This window comes from Neorhizobium sp. NCHU2750 (assembly GCF_003597675.1).
Lineage (GTDB): Bacteria > Pseudomonadota > Alphaproteobacteria > Rhizobiales > Rhizobiaceae > Neorhizobium.
Map to the genome: position 1 here is coordinate 2,788,563 of NZ_CP030827.1, position 19,916 is coordinate 2,808,478.

Below are 19,916 nucleotides of genomic sequence, written 5' to 3' on the forward strand. Positions count from 1 at the left end.
TCGCCCGGTGGCCGCTCAGTTCGCCTGTGCGGGCGTGCGGCCATTGAGTTTTGCCGCCAGTCCCTCGATGCGTGCGGCAAGCTCGCCGATCGTCGAGACGAGCACCTGCTCGCTCTGCTGCTGGTGTTCGAGCGATCCGTCCCGGTTGGATCTGAGGGCATCCACTTCCGCCTCGAGCGCCGACACCTTGCGGGTCATCTCCGACAACTCGTCCATGATCATGATGCCGGCCATGACCGTGATCCTCAGGTCGCCGATCTCGCCGAACTGGCTCTTCAGATGGCCGACATAACGGTCGAGCCGGTCCGCGAGCTGGCTCAGGTGATCTTCCTGTCCCTCTTCGCAGGCCATGCGATAGGCCTTGCCGTCGATCGTGACTGTTATCTGGGCCATTTGAAACCTGTCCTTACCGATCCAGCACGGCGCGTATCGTCTCCATCGCCGTCACCAGCCGCCGCGAAACCTCGCGATTGACCTCTTCCAGACGATTGGCGCGAAATTGCGACTGGTCGAGTTCCTGCGCCAGACGCGCGCGGTCGGCATGGACGCGGCGCACTTCGCCGTCGACATCGCGGTTCTCGCGCTGTCGCTCTATGCGTGCATCCACGGCATTCTCCAGGCTGCCGACCGCCGCACGCAGTTCTGAAAGCGCCATCTCAACCGTCTTGTCTGCCGGCATTCATGATATCCCGCTGAGAATGCGAGTTCGGCCGAATCGGCCACTGGTTCTCGCCCATTGAGCGGCAAGATTATTCACCGCAATAATGCCGGTCAACAAACGACCACCCTTCCGGCCTCATCGACTTGTGGATCAAGCGCCTTATATTGTGTTTGAACGTTCCTGCTCAAACATGAGGCGGCTCCACCTAAACTTGCTCATTTTCTGGCGCCCGCCTCCCGCATTTGTTGACTTGCCCGTTCCACCTGATATGGATCAGGCGCTCCCTCAAAAGGCCCTTGAAGGGCTCCGACCGACACCGGATACAGTGGATTAGCCATGACTTCTCGCGAACAAAACGACCGGATGGCAAATGCAATCCGTTTTCTCGCCATGGATGCCGTCGAAAAGGCCAATTCCGGCCACCCAGGCATGCCGATGGGCATGGCCGACGTTGCAACCGTCCTCTTTTCCAAATACCTGAAATTTGACCCGACGAAACCGCATTGGCCCGACCGCGACCGCTTCGTGCTGTCGGCCGGCCACGGTTCGATGCTGCTTTATTCGCTGCTCTATTTGACCGGTTATGAAGACATGACCGTCGAGGACCTAAAGCAGTTCCGCCAGCTCGGCTCCAAGACCGCAGGTCACCCGGAATACGGCCATGCCACCGGCATCGAGACGACCACCGGCCCGCTCGGCCAGGGCATTGCCAATGCCGTTGGCATGGCGATCGCCGAACGCAAGCTGCGCGAGGAATTCGGCGCCGACCTGCAGGATCACTACACCTATGTGATCAACGGCGACGGCTGCCTGATGGAAGGTATCAGCCATGAGGCCATCGCCCTTGCCGGCCACCTGAAGCTCAACAAGCTGGTCCTTTTCTGGGATAACAACTCGATCACCATCGACGGCGCCGTCTCGCTCTCCGATTCGACCGACCAGATTGCCCGCTTCAAGGCGGTTCACTGGAACACGATCGAGATCGACGGCCACGACCAGGCTGCGATCGCCGACGCCATCGAGCAGGCCCACAAGTCCGACCGCCCGACCTTCATCGCCTGCAAGACCGTCATCGGCTTCGGCGCCCCGAACAAGGCCGGCAGCCACAAGGTTCACGGCTCTCCGCTTGGCGCCGAGGAAATTGCCGCGACCCGCAAGGCGCTGAACTGGGAATACGAACCCTTCATCGTCCCGAACGACGTGCTGTCCGAATGGCGTGCCGCCGGCACCCGCTCGGTCGATGCCGTCAAGGCCTGGGAAGGCCGCCTGGCAAAGTCCGACAAGAAGGCCGAATTCGACCGCCGCTTCGCCGGTGATCTGCCGGCCGGCTTCGATGCCGCCATCTCCGACTACAAGAAAAAGCTCGCCGAGACGAAGCCGACGATCGCGACCCGCAAGGCTTCCGAAGACGCGCTTGAAGTCATCAACGGCTTCCTGCCGGAAACGCTCGGCGGTTCCGCCGACCTGACGCCGTCGAACAACACCAAGACCAGCCAGATGCATTCGATCACGCCGACGGATTTCGCCGGCCGCTACATGCACTGGGGTATTCGCGAACACGGCATGGCTTCGGCCATGAACGGCATCGCGCTGCACGGCGGTCTGATCCCCTATGGCGGCGGCTTCATGATCTTCTCCGATTATTGCCGCCCGCCGATCCGCCTTGCCTCGCTGATGGGTATCCGCGTCATCCACGTCCTGACGCATGATTCGATCGGCGTCGGCGAAGACGGCCCAACCCACCAGCCGGTCGAGCAGATGGCATCCCTGCGCGCCATCCCGAACCTGATGATGTTCCGCCCGGCCGATGCGGTTGAAACCGCCGAATGCTGGCAGATCGCCGTCACGACCAAGGATCGTCCGTCGGGCCTGGCGCTCACCCGCCAGAACCTGACGACCGTGCGCACCGAATATTCAGAAAAGAACCTCTCGACGCTCGGCGCCTATACGCTCGCCGGCAGCGCCGACGCCAAGGTGACGATCTTCGCCTCGGGATCCGAAGTCGAACTCGCCGTCGCGGCCCGCAAGACGCTTGAGGAAAAGGGCATCTCGGTCCGCGTCGTCTCCGTTCCCTCGACCGAACTGTTCTTCGAGCAGCCGGATGCCTACCGTGCCGAAGTCATCGGCAAGTCGCCGGTCAAGATTGCCGTCGAAGCCGGCGTTCGCGAAGGCTGGGATGCGTTCATCGGTCCGGAAGGCACCTTTGTCGGCATGAAGAGCTTCGGCGCTTCCGGTCCGGCCAAGGACGTCTTCAAGCATTTCGGCATCACGGTCGACGCCGTCGTCGCCGCTGCCGAGGCAAAAATTTAATTCTAAAAGGCTGCCCTAGATCAAAGTGGGGCAGCCTTCATACGCGCTAGAGCAGTTCCAGCAAAAGTGCGTAGCGGTTTTGCGTCCGAAACTGCGTCACATCAGGGAAGTAGAGCGATTTCGCGATTCGGAGAAAAGCGGAATTGCGTTGAAACACAGCCCCAATATCAGGGAGTAAAGCTCATATGACTGTAAAGGTTGCCATCAACGGCTTCGGCCGTATCGGCCGTAACGTGCTTCGCGCCATCGTCGAATCCGGTCGCACCGACATCGAAGTCGTTGCCATCAACGATCTCGGCCCGGTCGAAACCAACGCCCACCTGCTCCGCTACGATTCGATCCACGGCAAGTTCCCGGCCGACGTGAAGGTCGACGGCGACACGATCTCGGTTGCCGGCGGCAAGCCGATCAAGGTCACCGCCGTCCGCGACCCGGCTACCCTGCCCCACAAGGAACTCGGCGTCGACATCGCTCTGGAATGCACCGGCATTTTCACCTCGCGTGAGAAGGCTGCGGCCCACCTCACCGCCGGCGCCAAGCGCGTCATCGTTTCCGCTCCGTCCGACGGCGCAGACCTGACCGTCGTCTTCGGCGTCAACCACGATCAGCTGACCAAGGACCACCTGGTCATCTCCAACGCGTCGTGCACGACGAACTGCCTCGCCCCCGTCGTCAAGACACTGGATGATGCGATCGGCATCGACCACGGCTTCATGACCACGATCCACTCCTATACGGGTGACCAGCCGACGCTCGATACCATGCACAAGGACCTGTACCGCGCCCGCGCAGCAGCCTTGTCCATGATCCCGACCTCGACCGGTGCCGCAAAGGCTGTTGGCCTGGTTCTGCCGCACCTGAAGGGCCGCCTCGACGGCACCTCGATCCGCGTGCCGACCCCGAACGTCTCGGTCGTCGACTTCAAGTTCGTCGCCAAGAAGAACACCAGCAAGGAAGAAGTCAACGAAGCCATCATGGCTGCCTCCAACGGCAAGCTGAAGGGCATCCTCGGCTATACCGACGAGCCGCTGGTTTCGCGCGACTTCAACCACGACAGCCATTCGTCGATCTTCGCCGTCGACCAGACCAAGGTGCTCGAAGGCAACTTCGTCCGCGTCCTGTCCTGGTACGACAACGAATGGGGCTTCTCCAACCGCATGGCCGACACCTCGGTCGCGCTGGGCAAGCTCATCTAAGACGACCGGCACAAACGCCGAACCATTGACACAAGGCCCTCTCCTTCGATGAAGGAGAGGGCTTTTGTTTGTCTGGGTCGTATCGGTGGCACGGTAAGAGGGGCCGCCCGGCCTCGCAAATGGCCCCGGCTCAGGCCCGACCGAATTCTTCGATGACCGCCTGCACGAAGCTTTGCACCTTGACGGTCGGTCGCCGTCCGGCCGGATAGATGACATGCATCGGTCGGGAAGGCCCCTCATAATCCGGCAGCACCCGGACAAGCCGGCCGGCTTCTATCTCGGGATTAAGCACATTCTCCGGCCCGAGAGTGATGCCATAACCTTCCATTGCCGCACAAAGCAGTGTCTTCCAGTCATTGCTGCGCATACGTCCTGTCGCCCGGACCTCTTCCGTTTTGCCGTCGCGGGTAAAGCGCCAGCGACAGGGAATGGAAGGCGACCAATAGGCATAGGCAAGACAATCATGCTGCCTCAATTCCGCCGGGGTCCGAGGCATGCCCCGGCGGGCAAGATATTCCGGCGATGCGCAGGCAATCATCTGATACGGCGCCAGAGGATGTGCGATGAGCGACGTGTCGCTGACGTCGCCGATGCGTATCATCACTTCGAACCCCTCTTCGAGCGGATCGACGAAACGATCATTGAGCGTCAGGTCGATCTGCATGTCGGAGTAGCGGCCGAGATAGCGGGTCACGAATGGCGCCAGACTGAAGGTGCCGAAAGTCAGCGGAGCATTGACCCGCAATACTCCCTTAGGCTTTGTGCGCATGTCCTGCGCCACGGCTTCGGCCGCGTCGACTTCCAGAAGCAGATGCTTGCAGCGATCGTAATAGGCTCTCCCGACATCGGTCAGGCTCTGCCGCCTTGTTGTCCGGTGAAGGAGCGCGGTGCCCAACCGATCCTCGAGGAAAACGACATGCTTCGCAACCATTTGCGGGGAAATCCCCATCGCGTCCGCAGCCGCGGCGAACGACCCCAGATCGGCGGCCTTGACGAAGATCGTCATGCTTGTGAACCTGTCCACAATTCCCTCCGTCTGGTTGGTAATGTCATTCAATAACGGATATTTATCGATTTTTATGAGCCAATTAAATCCCTCCCGTCGCATAATCGACATGGAGAAGCAGAGATGAAAATCGGTATTATAGGTGCAGGCATAGTCGGCCGCGCCATCGGCAAGCTTGCACTGGCCGCGGGCCATCAGGTCATGGTGAGCAATTCGCGCGGGCCGCAGACACTTTTCAGTCTTGGCCGCAGTATCGGCTGCGAGATCGGAACGGTGGAAGAGGCTGCCGCCTTCGGCGACATCGTTGTCGTGGCAATTCCGCTTGCAGCCTATCGGTCTGTCCCGGTTGAACCACTGGCGGGCAAGTTGGTGATTGATACGGACAACTACTATCCTGAACGGGATGGCAACGTCCCCGAGCTTGATTCGGCTTCAACCACGACAAGCGAATTGCTGGCGCGCCACCTGCCGCGTTCGCGGATCGTCAAAGCCTTCAATGCCGTCGCCATGAGCGACCTCGAAAAGGACGGACGCCCCGAAGGTTCATCCGATCGGCGCGCCCTGCCTCTTGCGGGAGACAGGGTCGATGACAAGGCGATCGTGGTTAAGCTTTATGATGAGTTCGGCTATGACGCAGTCGATGTCGGCCCACTATCCGAGGGATGGCGGTTTGAAAACGGACGACCGGTCTACTGCATTCCCATGAACGCCGCCGAATTGAAAGCCGCTCTGGCGCAGACCACGCGCTGAACCGCTACGGAAGGGGCCGTATCGTCGCCCTCTGACGAGGCAAGTTTCGAAGCCTTCTCGTCCTGTCCTGGTACGACAACGAATGGGGCTTCTCCATCCGCATGCCCGACACTTCGGTCGCGCTGGGCAAGCTCATCTAAGATGGCAGGCGGAAACGCCGAGCTATTGAGACAAGGCCCTCTCTTTCGGCGAAGGAGAGGGCCTTGTCGTTTCGAGGGGATGGGGAAGCAAGGCATCGCGCTCCTCGGCAATCGGCACCGCAAGGTTGATAATTTTCTCCACCATCCCCTAGTGCTTGCCGCATAAAGTCTTTAGCGTCCCGGTCTCTCCTCACCCCGCGCTCATTGCTGGAGACGACCCATGGCCGAACCCTCCCTCTTCGCTCGCCTCATCGCCCTCATTGGACAAGGCACCGTGCTGATCCGTCACTCCGGAGATGCCCCGCGCGATCCAGCCTATGGCGGCGCACCTGCCATTCCGGCCGCCAAGCCGCAGGGCATGATGCCGACCTTGAAAATGCCGACTGCAAAGGGCTGGGAAGGAAATCACAAGCCGACGGCAGCACCGGGCCTGAAGGTCAACGCCTTTGCCCGCGATCTCGTTCATCCGCGCAACATGCATGTCCTGCCCAATGGCGATGTGCTGGTGGCCGAATCGATGGGCGAGAGCGGCAACCCGCGCAGCCTCTTCGACCACGCCATGTCCGCCACCATGCAGCGGGCCCGCGCCTCCGGTATCAGTCCGAACCGCATCACGCTTCTGCGCGATGCAGACGGCGATGGCGTCGCCGAGGAATGCCACCGTTATATCGAGAACGTCAGGCAGCCCTTCGGCATCGCGCTGATCGGGGAAACGCTTTATGTCGGCGCAAGCGACGCGCTTTTCGCCTATCCCTACGAGCAAGGCGCGACGAAAATTACCGCGAGCCCGAAAAAGCTGATGGATCTGATCCCCGGTGGCCATTGGACCCGCAACCTGATCGCTAGCAAAGACGGTACGAAGCTCTATGTCGCTGTGGGATCCCTCAGCAACATTGCCGACGAAGGCATGGCCGCGGAAGAAAACCGCGCCTGCATTTTCGAATATGACCTGGTATCGGGGCAATCGCGCATCTTCGCCGGCGGATTGCGCAATCCCGTCGGCATGGCATGGGAGCCCGAGGAAGGCCTGCTCTGGACAGTCGTCAACGAACGCGACGGGCTGGGCGACGAGACCCCGCCCGACTACCTGACATCGGTACGCGATGGCGGCTTCTACGGCTGGCCTTTCTGCTATTGGGACCGGGTCGTCGACGATCGCGTGCCGCAGGATGCCGCAAAGGTGGCCGCAGCGCTGCAGCCCGACTACGCACTCGGCGGCCACACCGCCTCGCTCGGGCTCTGCTGGCTGCCCGAAGGAACGCTGCCGGGCTTTCCCGCAGGCATGGCCATCGGCCAGCACGGCTCGTGGAACCGCTCGAAGCTTTCGGGCTACAAGCTTGCCTTCGTCGCCTTCGAAAACGGCAAGCCCGTCGGCATGCCGCGCGGAATCCTCACCGACTTCCTGTCGCCCGACGAGAAACATTCCTACGGCCGCCCGGTGGGCGTCGCACTCGCCGCCGATGGCGCGGTCCTGATGGCCGACGATGTCGGCGACGTCATCTGGCGCGTGACGGGGGCGTGAGCCGGCCGACGTCCAGATCTGCCTATTGCAACTGACGGCCCTACTTGCCGGTCGGCGATCGTGGGTAGACACCACCCTACTGGACGGCTTTGCGACAGCCGCATAATCTTGGGAAAACGGCCTCCGGTGCACCGGGCGCGGTTCGATGGCATTGCCGCCTTGCGGCCGAGAAAGCAGCAACGTGTTGGACAACCAAAGCCTCTCGGCGATCTTCCTGACATGTGTCGAGTCACAGAGCTTCGCCGCGGCGGGCAGGAAGCTCAACCTGTCCCGGTCATCCGTCGGCAAAGCCATCGCGCGGCTGGAGCAGGATCTCGGGATCCGGCTTTTCCACCGGTCGAGCCGGGTTCAGGCCTTGACCGAGGACGGACAGATCTATCTTGACCATGCCAGGCGGGCACAGGCCGAGCTGGAAGCCGCCCGCCAGATCTTTGCCTCGGGTCGGCAGGTGCCGAACGGCATCCTGAGGGTTGCGCTGCCCGCCACACTCGGCCGGCATTGCGTCGGCCCCTTGCTGCTCGGCATGGCCAAGGATTATCCCGACCTCAGATTGGCGATGTCGTTGAGCGATCGCCCGGTGGACCTGGTCGATGGCGGCTTCGACCTTTCCATCCGGATCGGTGCCGCGCTCGATTCCGCCGGCATCATGCAGCGCAAGATTGGCGTGCAGGTGATGAGCCTCTATGCGGCACCCGGCTATATCGAACGCCACGGCGCGCCACGCGGTGCAGTAGATCTCGACGAGCACAAAATGGTCATCTATTCGCGAGGTCGCACGCTTCGCTGGCGCCTACCCGATGATGGCCCGGACGGGGCAATGATCACCGGCGATGCAAAGGCGCAGATCGATGATCTCGACCTTCTCGCGGATGCGGCCCGCCGCGGCTTTGGCATAGCCTCCCTGCCCTGTTGGCTTGCAGGGCCAAGCGTCAGGGCCGGTGCACTGGTGCAACTTGCCATGAGCCGGCCGCGCGCATTCGACATCACCGCCCTGTGGCCGCAAACCACCCATCTGCCGGTGCGCACACGCGTCACCATCGATTATCTCGCCGCCCGTCTGCCGGCGCTGCTGTCCGACCTTTCAGGGAGTCCGGATATGGATTTGGCCAGCCTGACGGATCCGACAGATCATCCGCATCTCCACGTAGAAGCCAGGGATGGGCGTCCATCCTCATTGTAGCGGTTCTCGCGACATTGGCGCTCCCAAGCGGCGCGCCCGCTTTCCGGCATACCACCTATATTGCCCTCGCCGGCGCACAGCGCTGCACCGGATACAAACCGATATTTGAAAGCAAGATCACGACCGGCGTCCGGTCGTCGATCCAGGCCTTTCGCGGGGCCTGTTGCTGCCCCGCATTCAGGAGATAGTTTATGAATATGCCAATGCCATTCCAGACGCCCGGTCTCAATCGTGTCAAGGTTGGAGACATTCTGGTCACCATTCTGAGCGATGGATATCTCGACGTGACTTTCGATCTTCTGAGCGGCGTCGAGCCGGCCGAGGCCGAAAAAATTCTCGCCGCATACAACGCATCGAAGCTGCCTCGCATCAATATCAATGTCTATATCGTCCAAAGCGCTGGCCGGACCATCATGATCGACAGTGGTGCAGGCGGCATCAACGGATGGGGCGGCCGCCTGCCGGTTGCGCTCTCCGCAGCCAATATCGATCCACTCAGCATCGACACGATCCTGCTGACCCATGCCCATCCCGATCACGTCGGCGGACTGGCCGGGCCGCTCGCAACGCCGCTGTTCCAAAATGTCGACAGGCTTTTCGTCCACCGCGACGAACTTGGCTTCTGGAAGAATGACACGATCCGCGCCGGCGCGCCGGATGCAGTCAGACCCTATTTCGACCTCGCGGGAAATGCCTTCGATGCCTACAGGGATGTACTGGTGCCATTTGCCGGCGAGGATAGCCTGGTACCGGGCATTCATTCCGTTCCATTGCCGGGCCATACGCCCGGGCATACCGGCTATCTCATTGCCGACAAGGGCCAGTCACTGCTGATCTGGGGAGACATCGTGCATTTTCCTCATATCCAGGTCACCCGTCCTGACGTGACGATCGCATTCGATGGCGACGCGACGCAGGCTGCGGCCTCGCGTGCCAAGATCCTCGATCGTGTCGCGGCCGAGCGGCTGCAGATCAGCGGCATGCATTTCAATTCGCCGGCCACGGGACGGATCGAAAAGAGCGGCGGCGGCTTCCGGCTTGTCTACGATGGCTGGATACCGGCTATCACGACAAACTGACGAAATCTGGGCCTGCTGCGAGCTCGCTGCATCACGATGGAGAGGCAGCAGGCCCTTCTCGTTTCCAATAGAGGCTTCAACAGCGGAAATTTTGACCAAGCGCTGAATCCGCAGAGCTTGGCAATTTGCTCGAAGCAATTCCTGCAGGAGCTTCAGGCATCAGCCAAGAATCGCAAAATCTTCTTCGATGGCCGGTATCCGTCCAAAGCCGCTTCCGCGTGGTAATACCTCCAGCACGCAGGCGCCCCCTTCGATGAAGCCCCATCCCGTCTCCAGCCTGGCGGCAGATCGTCCATGGGTCCGGGTGCCCAGAGAAAAACCGAAGGCACCAAGGGATGTTTCCGTCTTTTTTCCGCCTCGCCCTTCTCTTGCCGGAATTGTTGATGCCTAATTGGCGACCGTAACGATTCGCTCCGGCTCCTGCCGGATCTGCCCCCGCTCCGACACCTGATCCGCGGCCTTCAAACGGTTCCGCGATTGCGATCTGTTGTCGAAGCAGGGATGCATGGCGGCAAACTGAAGAGGTCGGGGCCGTTGGAGGCTTTCTATATCGTCTTGTTGATCGGCACCCTTCTGGTGCTTGTGTCAGCCTTCTCAAGTCTTCTCGCCTTCCGCTTCGGTGCACCGCTTCTTCTCGTCTTCCTGTCGATCGGACTTCTGGCAGGGTCCGACGGGCTCGGCATCCAGTTTTCCAACTATCCCTTCACCTTCATGCTGGGCTCGCTGGCGCTGGCGATCATCCTGTTCGATTCAGGCTTCATCACGCCGGTTCACTCGTTCCGCATCGCGGCCGTTCCGGCGCTGACGCTCGCCACGATCGGCGTGCTTCTGACCGCCAGCATCTTCGCCTTCGCCGCCATGCTATTCCTCGGCTTCGGTTGGCTGGAGGGCATGCTGCTCGGCTCGATCGTCGCCTCGACGGATGCGGCCGCCGTGTTCTTCCTCCTGCGCATCGGCGGCATCAACATCCGCGACAAGGTGCGTTCCACGCTCGAGGTCGAATCCGGCACCAACGATCCGATGGCGATCTTCCTCACCATCGCCATCGCCGAACTGGTCGGCACGGGCGAACGCCTGTCCGGCATCGACATCCATTTCTTCCTCACCTTCTTCGAGGAAATGGGGCTCGGCGTCATCTTCGGCCTGCTCGGCGGCATGATGATCGTCTGGACGCTGAACCGCTTCACCTCCGACCGCGGCCTGGCCCCGATCTTCGGCCTGACGCTGGCGCTCCTGGTCTTCTCCTTCACCGGTGCCATGGGCGGCAGCGGCTTCCTCGCCGTCTATGTTGCCGGCATGTATGCGGGCAATCGCAAGATGTTCGCCAAGCAGCAGATCACCCGCTTCAACGAAGGGCTGACCTGGCTTGCCCAGATCATCATGTTCCTCGTGCTTGGTCTGCTCGCCACGCCGTCGCAATTCCCGAGCATTCTTTTGCCCGCCGTCGGCCTGGCGCTGTTTTTGATCTTCTGTGCCCGCCCCATCGCCGTGTGGCTGAGCCTCCTGCCCTATGACTTCACCCAGCAGGAAATCGGCTTCGTCGCATGGGTCGGCCTGCGCGGTGCCGTTTCCATCCTGCTCGCCATCATGCCGATGCTGAGCGGCGTGGAAAATGGCGAGCTTTATTTCAACGTCACCTTCATCATCGTGCTGGTCTCGCTTCTCGTCCAGGGCTGGACGATCAAGCCGGTCGCAAACTATCTCGGCCTGATCATTCCGCCCCGCATGGGCGCCGTGGACAAGATCGAGCTCGACCTGCCCGGTGCCGCCCAGCACGAACTGATCTCCTACAAGGTGATCAAGGACAGTCCGCTTTTGAGTGGCGAGCGCATTCCGCGCTGGGCCATGCCCTCGCTCGTCATCCGCGACGGCAAGAGCATGCGCTACCAATATGCCGGACGACTGCGCGAGGGCGATCAGGTCTACCTCTTCGTCGCCCCCGCCTATACCAAACTCCTCGACCGTCTGTTTGCCGCCCGCGCCCCGGTGGAAGAGACCGACGAGGAATTCTTCGGCGCCTTCGCCATCTCGCCCGCCCGCCCCGCCAAGGAACTCGACGCCGCCTATGGTCCGGGCCTCCTCTCGGCCGCCGAACAGGCCATGACGGTCGGCGAACTGCTGGTCACCCGGTTGAACGGCAAGGCCGAATATGCCGATCGCATCCGCTTCGGCTCGATCGTTCTGATCGTCCGCGAGGTCGACGAGATGAACAAGATCAGCTCGGTCGGCGTGTCGCTGGAACCGGTGGAACCGACCACCAAATTGCCGATCTTCATCAACATGCGCGAGATCGCTCACCGCGTGCGCGACCTCATCCGCAAGTACCGCGGCAAGCCGGTACCGCAGCAACGTCACTAGCCCCGGCCACCCCATACTGCGGCTGTTGGTGCCCTTGCGTCGGCCGGCAACCATAGTATGGTCCGGCCAGTTCCCTTGGCCGGGCAGACATGCCGCCCGCGCCAGTCTTAAGCACTCAAGGAGTGGACCAGCCCATGCCGGCATTCAAGACCATTGACGACATCAGCAACCCCGCGGACAAGCGCATCCTCGTGCGCGTCGACCTCAACGTGCCGATGGCCGACGGCAAGGTTACGGACAAGACCCGCATCGAGCGCGTCGCCCCCACCATTCTGGAACTGTCGAAGAAGGGCGCCAAGGTCATCCTGCTCGCCCATTTCGGCCGCCCGAAAGGCGAGCCGGTCGCCGACATGTCACTGTCGCTGATCGTACCTGCCGTCAACGAAGTCCTCGGCACGAAAGTGCTGTTTGCCGCCGATTGCATCGGTCCGGATGCGGAAAAGGCCGTCGCCTCGATGAAGGCCGGCGATATCCTGCTTCTGGAAAACACCCGCTTCCACAAGGGTGAGGAAAAGAACGACGCGGAATTTACCGAAGCGCTGGCAACGAACGGCGATATCTACGTCAACGACGCCTTCTCCGCGGCCCACCGCGCCCATGCCTCGACCGAGGGCCTTGCCCATCACCTTCCGGCCTATGCCGGTCGCACCATGCAGGCCGAGCTCGAAGCACTCGAAAAGGGCCTCGGCGCACCGGCCCGCCCGGTCGTTGCCATTGTCGGCGGCGCCAAGGTGTCGACCAAGATCGACCTCCTGCAGAACCTCGTGAAGAAGGTCGATGCGCTCGTCATCGGCGGCGGCATGGCCAACACCTTCATCGCTGCACAGGGCATCAATGTCGGCAAGTCGCTCTGCGAACATGACCTCGCAGAAACCGCCCGCCAGATCATGCTCGAAGCAGCCAGCGCCCAATGCGCCATCGTGCTGCCTGTGGACGGCGTGGTCGCCCGCGAATTCAAGGCCAATGCGGCAAATGAAACCGTCGCGGTGGAGGCTATCCCCGCCGACGCGATGATGCTCGACGTCGGTCCGAAGTCGATCGAAGCCGTCAATGGCTGGATCGGTCGCGCCTCGACGCTGGTCTGGAACGGCCCGCTCGGCGCCTTCGAGATCACACCTTTCGATACCGCCACCGTCGCGGCCGCCAAATTCGCTGCCGAGCAGACCAAGGCCGGCAAGCTCGTCTCCGTCGCCGGCGGCGGCGATACCGTCGCAGCCCTCAACCACGCGGGCGTTGCCGACGATTTCACCTATGTCTCGACTGCAGGCGGCGCCTTCCTCGAATGGATGGAAGGCAAGGAACTGCCTGGCGTCGCGGTTCTGTCCAAGACCGCCTGATCATTGATGCTCGTGGATGCGCGAGATCCTTCGCGCATCCACCGATCATGACAGTTTTAAAAATATTCAAAATTTTAAACGATTGAAATCATTTCAATCGTTTCAGCTATTTAAACGCACATTCCCCTTTAAAAAAACTTCTGTTATCGCCGGGTTGTCGCTTCCGGAGAGCGTTGAAATATCCGGGCGTCTTGACGATATTGATCCGGGAATTGACCAGTTCGACCTTGCCGGTTGGTCACAGGACCTGCAGAACATACGCGAGCACGGACCGCGGCATTTTTAGGGATAGGAGTAAAATATGGTGGACGCGAAGATGTTGAACAAAATCAGCTCGGCGCCTGGTTTCATTGCGGCGCTGGATCAGAGCGGTGGTTCGACACCTGGAGCGTTGCGCCTCTACGGCATTGCCGAAACCGACTACAAGGGCGACGAGGAAATGTTCGGCCTGATGCATGCCATGCGCGTTCGCATCATGACCGCCCCCGCCTTTACCGGCGAGAAGGTGATCGGCGCCATCCTGTTCGAGCGCACCATGGACGGCGATGTCGAAGGTCAGCCTGTTCCGTCCTATCTGTGGGAAAAGCGCGGCACCGTTCCCTTCCTCAAGGTCGACAAGGGGCTGCTCGCCGAGGAAAACGGCGTTCAGCTGATGAAACCCATGCCGGATCTCGACGCGCTCCTGTCCCGCGCCGTCAAGAAGGGCATTTTCGGTACCAAGATGCGCTCGGTGATCGCCAATGCCGACAAGGCCGGCATTGCAGCCGTTGTCGCCCAGCAGTTCGAAGTCGCCCGCCAGATCATCGGCCACGGCCTCGTGCCGATCATCGAGCCGGAAGTCTCGATCAAGAGCCCGACCAAGGCCGAGGCGGAAGCCATCCTGCGTGACGAGATCGCCGCCCAGCTCGACAAGCTTCCGGCCGGCGACAACGTTATGCTCAAGCTCACCATCCCGACGGTCGCCGATTTCTACGCGCCGCTGATCGCCCACAAGTCGGTCGTGCGCGTCGTCGCCCTCTCGGGCGGCTATACCCGCGCCGATGCCTGCGAAAAGCTCAGCCACAACCACGGCATGATCGCCAGCTTCTCGCGTGCACTGACGGAAAACCTGCGCGTCTCGATGAGCGACGCGGACTTCGACGCAAGCCTCGGCGAAACCATCGACGAAATCTACGCCGCCAGCGTCAACAAGGCCTGATCGGCCTTTTCAAACAGGATCGTTGCAGCCGGTCCGCCAGCCTGGGAGGGCGCGGATGCTGCAGGGAGGGAGAAAACCGCGTCGTGAATGGCGCGGTTTTTCCCGTTTATAGGCCTGGCAACAAAGATTGGCACCGTCACAAAGTTTGGCTGGCGACGCAGCATCTCCCCATTTAGCCTCAGCCCGTTTCGTTGCAGATGAGAGAAGACCCCTCCCCACCCTCCCCATACGGGGGAAGGCTTAACCTGGTCGCGGCGCCGAGGCCCGATTGAGGCAGGCGGTGGCGGAAGGTTTTCTCCCCCCTTGTGGGGGGCTCGAAGAGCGGGTTGAGACACGCGGCTCAACCCGGGCAGGCCGGCAGGCCAGAGGGGGACTTTTAGCCCGCAATAGCCGGATCTATAGGGAGAGTTGCATGCCGACCGTCGAATTCGTTACCGTCGATGTCTTCACCGCCGAGCGCTTTACCGGCAATCCGCTGGCCGTCGTCACCGATGCACGCGGCCTGTCCTCCGATCAGATGCAGCAGATCGCGGCCGAATTCGGCTACTCCGAAAGCACCTTCGTGCTGCCCCCGGAAGATCCCGCCAACACCGCTCGGGTCCGTATCTTCACGCCCACCGTCGAAGTGCCCTTTGCCGGCCACCCGAATGTCGGCACCGCCTATGTACTCGGCCAGCAGACAGAGATTTTTGGCAAACCGGTCGGCGATAGCCTGCGTTTTGAAGAGCACGCGGGAATAGTCGAGGTCGATCTTTCCCGTGAGGCCGGAGCAGTCCTCTCCACCTCGATCCGGGCTCCGCGGCCGCTCACGACAGGCGAAACGGTTTCCGCCGAACTCGTTGCCCGCTGCATTTCGATAGATGTGAAAAACGTGCTGACGGCCAGGCATGAGCCGATCTTCGCCTCGGTAGGCCTCGCCTTCGTGTTTGGCGAACTGGATGGGCTCGATACGCTTGGCCATACGGTGCCGGACTTTGGCGCCTTCCGAGAGGCCGCAGCCCGATATCCGGGCGACGGCCTCGGTTTCTCGCTGTTTCTCTATGTCCGCGACAACGCGAGGCCCGGCCACATCCGCGCCCGTATGTTCGCACCGCTCGACGATGTGCCGGAAGACCCGGCGACCGGCAGCGCCTCGGCGGCCCTTGCCGCCTATCTCGTCGCAAGCATGCCCGAGGACGATGCAAACCAGCACCTGACCATCGAGCAGGGTGTCGAGATGGGCCGCAGGAGCATCATCGAACTGGACGTGGTGAAGAGAAAGGGCGAGGTGACGGATGTGCGCATCAGCGGCCGCTCGGTCTTCGTCATGCGCGGCACGATCGACTGCTGATCAGGAAAACTCGCGCCCCAGAAGCGCCACCGTCCAGATTGCGAAGGCGAACAGGGCGATCTTCCAGAAATCCCTTCGCCGCCTTAGGCCCGGAAGACCGAGCGGCTTGAGGATATGGACGCCCATGGCGACGATCAGCAGGATGGCGAGTACTTTGGTCATTTCTCATCCGGCAACGGTTGGTTCCCGCCGCCACGGGGTAGACATTTTTAAACTCCACCACAGATAGTCACGAGGGGCGGAGATAAAGTGATTGATGGTTCTTCCCCTCGTTACCGTTCTCCTTTGCAGGGCGCAACTCGCCAGGCTCAAGGAAGCGCGGCCGCCGATTGATTGAAACAGTTACATTTGTGAGACGATGAGACGAAACCTGCTTCCCGTCCTCGCCCTTTTGACCGGTACTCTTTTCCTCTTCCTCGGCAATGGCCTGCAGGGCCTGCTCCTGCCCTTGAGAGGCACGCTCGAGGGTTATCCCAACGAAACCCTTGGCCTGCTTGGCACAAGCTGGGCCGCCGGCTTCGTCATCGGCTGTTTCGTCGCCCCGAATGTCGTGCGCCGCATCGGCCATGTCAGGGCCTTTTCCGGCTTCCTCTCGCTGATCTGCCTGAACGTCCTGTTGACCGGCCTGATGGTCGACCAGACCGCCTGGCTGACGCTGCGTGCGATCACCGGTTTTTGCACTGCCGGCACCTCGATGATCATCGAGAGCTGGCTGAACGAACGCGCCACGCCGGAAAGCCGCGGCACGATCTTTTCCTTCTATATATCCATCACGCTCTTCGGCGTGGTCGGCGGGCAGATGATGGTGCCGTTCTCCGATGTCACCGCGCCGACGCTGTTCATGATCTGCGGCATTCTCTACAGCATCGCCGCGCTGCCGACGACGCTGTCCAAGGCCGCCTCGCCGCAACCCTTGAAGCGTGCCAAGCTGGATCTGAAAGGCCTGTTTCGAAATTCACCGATCTCCTTCGTCGGCATCTTGCTGATCGGCATCGCCAACGGCGCCTATGGAACGCTGTCCGCGGTCTTCGCCAGCCGGGCGGGACTGTCGCAAGGCTCGGTGGCCGCCATGGTGACGATCACCATCTTCGCCGGCGCCATCATGCAGTTTCCCGCCGGCCGCCTGTCAGACCGCATGGACCGCCGCTACGTTCTTGCCGGCCTGTCGGCGGCAGCGGCACTCGCGGGGCTGGTCGTCGCCCTCATCCGCCCGACTGATACCTACAGCATCATCGTGCTGGTGGCGATCTATGGTGCAGCCGCCAACTCCCTCTATCCGATCGCCGTTGCCCATGCCAACGACTTCGCAGCACCCGAGGATTTCGTCAAAGTGTCCGGCGGCCTGCTCCTGCTCTACGGCATCGGCACGATCATCGGCCCGACACTCGGCGGCCCGGTCATGACCTCGGCCGGCCCTTACGCCCTCTTCCTCGTCACCGCCGTCTCGCATATCCTGATCACCGCCTATGCGATCATACGCAGCCGCCAGCGTGCGGCGATCCCGGCCGAGCAGCGCGACTCCTACACAGTCGCACCCGCCGCGACATCGCCGCTCACCACGCCGGAAAGCATCGCTCTTGATCCGCGGGCTGCAACGGCGGAAAACGCCATGGAAGAGCGGAGGATATGACCATGAGCCTTTTCGACGACGACCGCCCGGCAAAGAAAACCGTCCACGAGATCGGCTCGGATCTCTCTCTGCTTTCGGTGGGGGACCTCGACCTGAGGATAGCCCTTCTGCAGCAGGAAATCGAAAGGCTCGAGGCGGACAAGGTAAAGAAACATGCCGGCCGCATGGCAGCCGACAATCTGTTCAAGAAATGAAAAAACCCGCCAAGCCGAAATCGGCATTCCACCGGAATCCCTAAGTATTTCCTGTGGAATTTAAGCGGATATTAATCATTAACGGACATTATCAAACCGTCCAGTTTTGCTGGGCTCAGACAGTTTCACCACCCGGCGAATGGTCTGATTTCTCCCTGTTTTACCTTGAGAGCCGCCTTTCCGCGGCTCTTCTTTTTTTGATCTGCCGTGAAAACAGCATGATCGGGCGCCTCAAGCACCATTTCCCCTCCCTTGCCTCCACAGAAAATCTGTTCCAAAACAAGAACATCCGCACAGGTTTACCGCTTCTTGTGGGTATTAACCTTTCCTTAATAAACGCCTTGCGGATTTCAATTATAAGGATCATGTTCAAGTCAATGAGGGCTGCGATGGAACTTTTCGCCCCACGCCGCCATTGCCTCATCGTGATGCGTTAGCAGGATGACTTTCATGCAGGAACAGGGTTTGAATACCGTCAATTTCGCAGGCCGCGCCGCGAATTCCTCGCAGTTCAAGACACTTTACTCGGAAGGCATGTCGCTGGTTGAAGAAACCGCGACCTACCTCGACGGTACCGGCCGCGCTGCATCCAAGGTTCTGCCCCGCATCGCTTCGGTACTTTATGCAGCAGAATCCATGCGCCTGACCACCCGCCTGATGCAGATGGCCTCCTGGCTGCTCCTGCAGCGCGCCGTCAACAATGGCGAAATGTCCCGCGATCAGGTGCTTGCCGAAAAGAACAAGGTTCGTCTCGACGGCTTCAATGTCGATCGCAACGCGCCGGGCTGGAACGATCTGCCGGAAGGTTTCCGTGATCTCGTCGAGCGCTCGCTGCGCCTGCAGAACCGCGTGGCCCTTCTCGACCGCGAGATCTACCGCCCGTCCGACGCCGTTGTCATGCCCGACAATGAAAACAGCGTCCGCGCCCAGCTCAACCTGCTTCATACCGCTTTCAGCAACTGATCAGTTGCTCGACAACCTGTCTGCATAAGCGGAAATTTCAGTGCGGCTCCTCAGCCGCACTTTTGCGTATTGGAATTCATTAAACAGCCGCTGATGCGCCTCGAAGGAATTCCAGTTGTTCACTCGCTGCCGATATTTCGACACCCAGTCGATCAACTCGGCGAAATTTTCGTCACTTTCGCGATACTGCTTGCCGCGCGCCTTCACATTGGCCACGCATTCGTCTTCCGGAAGATCGAGAAAGATCAGCAGGCTCGTGCGCGGCACCAGCACGTCGATCAGCCAGCCATAGACGCCTTCGACCAGCCATTCGGGGGCACGCGAAAGCCGCCTCACCTCCTCGGCAACCACGGCTTTATCCCGCGCAGCAGAGCCGAAACGCTCCGGCTGCCAATAGACATCGTCGAGATGAACCGGTGCACGCTCGAGACAGAGAGCAAGGCGCTTGGCGAGCCACGTCTTTCCCGAGCCGCCATTGCCCATGATTGCCACCCGGCTGAAGACGCCATCTCCGACATGTCGAGCCATTGCCTGCTCCTTCGCGACACGCCCGGGCATTGCTCACCGAGACCGCCTGCCGCCAGCGCCATGCAGAAAACGAAAAAAGCCCGGCTTGCGCCAGGCTTTTTTTGGGTCCGCCTACGGTTCGGCTTAGAGGCCGAGGCCGCCGAAACGCTTGTTGAACTTGGAAACGCGGCCGCCGCGGTCCATCAGCTGCTGGTTGCCGCCGGTCCAAGCCGGATGGGACTTTGGGTCGATTTCAAGGTTCATGACAGCGCCTTCCGAACCCCAGGTAGAGCGGGTTTCGTATTCGGTGCCGTCGGTCATGACGACCTTGATCATGTGGTAGTCGGGATGAATGTCAGCCTTCATGTCGATATTCCTGCTCTGCGGGGTCTCCATGCCGCTTTAGCGATCACCGACCCTCTTTAATGAATGAAGCCGCAGACCGGTGCGGTCACGGCTTCCCAATTCGATGCGGAGCCTATACAGGAAGGTCGCGACAAGCACAAGTACCCGCAAGGGTAAGATAACCGGGCCCCAAACGCCTTTTTATCCGGC

At 61.0% G+C, this 19,916-nt stretch carries 20 protein-coding genes; 14 read left to right on the forward strand and 6 right to left on the reverse strand.

Going from position 1 to position 19,916, the window contains the following annotated elements; all coding sequences use genetic code 11:
- Positions 1 to 15: 15 nt before the first annotated feature.
- Both NCHU2750_RS13675 and NCHU2750_RS13680 read right to left on the reverse strand, forming a co-directional pair.
- Positions 16 to 393 carry a cell division protein ZapA gene (locus NCHU2750_RS13675; protein WP_119941000.1) on the reverse strand — a complete coding sequence of 126 codons (378 nt, stop codon included), beginning with the start codon at positions 391 to 393 and terminating at the stop codon, positions 16 to 18.
- A 13-nt stretch (positions 394 to 406) separates the two neighbouring features.
- Positions 407 to 679, reverse strand: coding sequence for a DUF4164 domain-containing protein (locus NCHU2750_RS13680; RefSeq protein WP_119941001.1), 273 nt, complete (start codon positions 677 to 679; stop codon positions 407 to 409).
- A gap of 318 nt (positions 680 to 997) precedes the next feature.
- Here NCHU2750_RS13680 and tkt point away from each other — a divergent pair, with 318 nt between their 5' ends.
- Positions 998 to 2,971 carry a transketolase gene (gene tkt / locus NCHU2750_RS13685; protein WP_119941002.1) on the forward strand — a complete coding sequence of 658 codons (1,974 nt, stop codon included), beginning with the start codon at positions 998 to 1,000 and terminating at the stop codon, positions 2,969 to 2,971.
- Between the two features lie 185 nt (positions 2,972 to 3,156).
- Positions 3,157 to 4,167 (forward strand): type I glyceraldehyde-3-phosphate dehydrogenase, encoded by a 1,011-nt coding sequence (gene gap, locus NCHU2750_RS13690; RefSeq protein ID WP_119941003.1) that lies wholly within the window; start codon positions 3,157 to 3,159, stop codon positions 4,165 to 4,167.
- 130 nt (positions 4,168 to 4,297) lie between these two features.
- Here the strand turns inward: gap and NCHU2750_RS13695 are convergent, their stop codons facing one another.
- A complete protein-coding gene (locus tag NCHU2750_RS13695) occupies positions 4,298 to 5,191 on the reverse strand; it encodes a LysR family transcriptional regulator (protein ID WP_119941004.1) in 894 nt (297 codons plus the stop codon).
- Between the two features lie 105 nt (positions 5,192 to 5,296).
- On the opposite strand from NCHU2750_RS13695, the gene NCHU2750_RS13700 reads away from it, so the two are divergent.
- From NCHU2750_RS13700 to NCHU2750_RS13745, 9 genes are all read left to right on the forward strand, one after another.
- Complete coding sequence (locus NCHU2750_RS13700; RefSeq protein ID WP_119941005.1) at positions 5,297 to 5,923, forward strand: NADPH-dependent F420 reductase; 627 nt, start codon at positions 5,297 to 5,299, stop codon at positions 5,921 to 5,923.
- 360 nt (positions 5,924 to 6,283) lie between these two features.
- A complete protein-coding gene (locus NCHU2750_RS13705; RefSeq protein WP_119941006.1) occupies positions 6,284 to 7,585 on the forward strand; it encodes a PQQ-dependent sugar dehydrogenase in 1,302 nt (433 codons plus the stop codon).
- Positions 7,586 to 7,766: 181 nt separating this feature from the next.
- The gene (locus NCHU2750_RS13710) at positions 7,767 to 8,765 is read left to right on the forward strand and encodes a LysR substrate-binding domain-containing protein (RefSeq protein WP_162939620.1); all 999 of its coding nucleotides are present in this window, start codon (positions 7,767 to 7,769) and stop codon (positions 8,763 to 8,765) included.
- A gap of 191 nt (positions 8,766 to 8,956) precedes the next feature.
- Positions 8,957 to 9,844, forward strand: a complete 888-nt coding sequence (locus NCHU2750_RS13715) for an MBL fold metallo-hydrolase (RefSeq protein WP_119941008.1) — start codon at positions 8,957 to 8,959, stop codon at positions 9,842 to 9,844.
- Between the two features lie 534 nt (positions 9,845 to 10,378).
- On the forward strand, positions 10,379 to 12,202 hold the full coding sequence (locus NCHU2750_RS13725) for a potassium/proton antiporter (protein ID WP_119943345.1): 1,824 nt from the start codon (positions 10,379 to 10,381) through the stop codon (positions 12,200 to 12,202).
- Between the two features lie 134 nt (positions 12,203 to 12,336).
- The gene (locus NCHU2750_RS13730) at positions 12,337 to 13,539 is read left to right on the forward strand and encodes a phosphoglycerate kinase (protein ID WP_119941010.1); all 1,203 of its coding nucleotides are present in this window, start codon (positions 12,337 to 12,339) and stop codon (positions 13,537 to 13,539) included.
- Between the two features lie 16 nt (positions 13,540 to 13,555).
- Positions 13,556 to 13,825, forward strand: coding sequence for a hypothetical protein (locus tag NCHU2750_RS13735; RefSeq protein ID WP_119941011.1), 270 nt, complete (start codon positions 13,556 to 13,558; stop codon positions 13,823 to 13,825).
- 15 nt (positions 13,826 to 13,840) lie between these two features.
- Positions 13,841 to 14,737, forward strand: a complete 897-nt coding sequence (locus NCHU2750_RS13740; protein ID WP_119941012.1) for a fructose bisphosphate aldolase — start codon at positions 13,841 to 13,843, stop codon at positions 14,735 to 14,737.
- A 412-nt stretch (positions 14,738 to 15,149) separates the two neighbouring features.
- Positions 15,150 to 16,067 carry a PhzF family phenazine biosynthesis protein gene (locus NCHU2750_RS13745; RefSeq protein ID WP_119941013.1) on the forward strand — a complete coding sequence of 306 codons (918 nt, stop codon included), beginning with the start codon at positions 15,150 to 15,152 and terminating at the stop codon, positions 16,065 to 16,067.
- On the opposite strand, the gene NCHU2750_RS30515 is transcribed toward NCHU2750_RS13745, so the two are convergent.
- Positions 16,068 to 16,229 carry a hypothetical protein gene (locus NCHU2750_RS30515; protein ID WP_162939621.1) on the reverse strand — a complete coding sequence of 54 codons (162 nt, stop codon included), beginning with the start codon at positions 16,227 to 16,229 and terminating at the stop codon, positions 16,068 to 16,070.
- Positions 16,230 to 16,425: 196 nt separating this feature from the next.
- Here NCHU2750_RS30515 and NCHU2750_RS13750 point away from each other — a divergent pair, with 196 nt between their 5' ends.
- The 3 genes from NCHU2750_RS13750 to rcdA all read left to right on the forward strand — a co-directional run bounded on the left by NCHU2750_RS13750 (position 16,426) and on the right by rcdA (position 18,854).
- A complete protein-coding gene (locus tag NCHU2750_RS13750) occupies positions 16,426 to 17,697 on the forward strand; it encodes an MFS transporter (protein WP_119941014.1) in 1,272 nt (423 codons plus the stop codon).
- A 2-nt stretch (positions 17,698 to 17,699) separates the two neighbouring features.
- Positions 17,700 to 17,891, forward strand: coding sequence for a DUF1192 domain-containing protein (locus NCHU2750_RS13755; RefSeq protein ID WP_119943347.1), 192 nt, complete (start codon positions 17,700 to 17,702; stop codon positions 17,889 to 17,891).
- Between the two features lie 450 nt (positions 17,892 to 18,341).
- Complete coding sequence (gene rcdA, locus NCHU2750_RS13765) at positions 18,342 to 18,854, forward strand: protease adaptor protein RcdA (protein ID WP_119941016.1); 513 nt, start codon at positions 18,342 to 18,344, stop codon at positions 18,852 to 18,854.
- On the opposite strand, the gene NCHU2750_RS13770 is transcribed toward rcdA, so the two are convergent.
- Both NCHU2750_RS13770 and rpmE read right to left on the reverse strand, forming a co-directional pair.
- On the reverse strand, positions 18,855 to 19,382 hold the full coding sequence (locus tag NCHU2750_RS13770; protein WP_119941017.1) for a P-loop NTPase family protein: 528 nt from the start codon (positions 19,380 to 19,382) through the stop codon (positions 18,855 to 18,857).
- 123 nt (positions 19,383 to 19,505) lie between these two features.
- A complete protein-coding gene (gene rpmE, locus NCHU2750_RS13775) occupies positions 19,506 to 19,727 on the reverse strand; it encodes a 50S ribosomal protein L31 (protein WP_119941018.1) in 222 nt (73 codons plus the stop codon).
- Positions 19,728 to 19,916: the final 189 nt, after the last annotated feature.

What these genes read in the sequence shown, in the direction of transcription:
- NCHU2750_RS13675 (WP_119941000.1), bottom strand. Translation starts at nt 393, where the DNA reads ATGGCCCAGATAACAGTCACGATCGACGGCAAGGCCTATCGCATGGCC.
- NCHU2750_RS13680 (WP_119941001.1), bottom strand. Translation starts at nt 679, where the DNA reads ATGCCGGCAGACAAGACGGTTGAGATGGCGCTTTCAGAACTGCGTGCG.
- tkt (WP_119941002.1), top strand. Translation starts at nt 998, where the DNA reads ATGACTTCTCGCGAACAAAACGACCGGATGGCAAATGCAATCCGTTTT.
- gap (WP_119941003.1), top strand. Translation starts at nt 3,157, where the DNA reads ATGACTGTAAAGGTTGCCATCAACGGCTTCGGCCGTATCGGCCGTAAC.
- NCHU2750_RS13700 (WP_119941005.1), top strand. Translation starts at nt 5,297, where the DNA reads ATGAAAATCGGTATTATAGGTGCAGGCATAGTCGGCCGCGCCATCGGC.
- NCHU2750_RS13705 (WP_119941006.1), top strand. Translation starts at nt 6,284, where the DNA reads ATGGCCGAACCCTCCCTCTTCGCTCGCCTCATCGCCCTCATTGGACAA.
- NCHU2750_RS13715 (WP_119941008.1), top strand. Translation starts at nt 8,957, where the DNA reads ATGAATATGCCAATGCCATTCCAGACGCCCGGTCTCAATCGTGTCAAG.
- NCHU2750_RS13730 (WP_119941010.1), top strand. Translation starts at nt 12,337, where the DNA reads ATGCCGGCATTCAAGACCATTGACGACATCAGCAACCCCGCGGACAAG.
- NCHU2750_RS13735 (WP_119941011.1), top strand. Translation starts at nt 13,556, where the DNA reads ATGCGCGAGATCCTTCGCGCATCCACCGATCATGACAGTTTTAAAAAT.
- NCHU2750_RS13740 (WP_119941012.1), top strand. Translation starts at nt 13,841, where the DNA reads ATGGTGGACGCGAAGATGTTGAACAAAATCAGCTCGGCGCCTGGTTTC.
- NCHU2750_RS13745 (WP_119941013.1), top strand. Translation starts at nt 15,150, where the DNA reads ATGCCGACCGTCGAATTCGTTACCGTCGATGTCTTCACCGCCGAGCGC.
- NCHU2750_RS30515 (WP_162939621.1), bottom strand. Translation starts at nt 16,229, where the DNA reads ATGACCAAAGTACTCGCCATCCTGCTGATCGTCGCCATGGGCGTCCAT.
- NCHU2750_RS13750 (WP_119941014.1), top strand. Translation starts at nt 16,426, where the DNA reads ATGAGACGAAACCTGCTTCCCGTCCTCGCCCTTTTGACCGGTACTCTT.
- NCHU2750_RS13755 (WP_119943347.1), top strand. Translation starts at nt 17,700, where the DNA reads ATGAGCCTTTTCGACGACGACCGCCCGGCAAAGAAAACCGTCCACGAG.
- rcdA (WP_119941016.1), top strand. Translation starts at nt 18,342, where the DNA reads ATGCAGGAACAGGGTTTGAATACCGTCAATTTCGCAGGCCGCGCCGCG.
- NCHU2750_RS13770 (WP_119941017.1), bottom strand. Translation starts at nt 19,382, where the DNA reads ATGGCTCGACATGTCGGAGATGGCGTCTTCAGCCGGGTGGCAATCATG.
- rpmE (WP_119941018.1), bottom strand. Translation starts at nt 19,727, where the DNA reads ATGAAGGCTGACATTCATCCCGACTACCACATGATCAAGGTCGTCATG.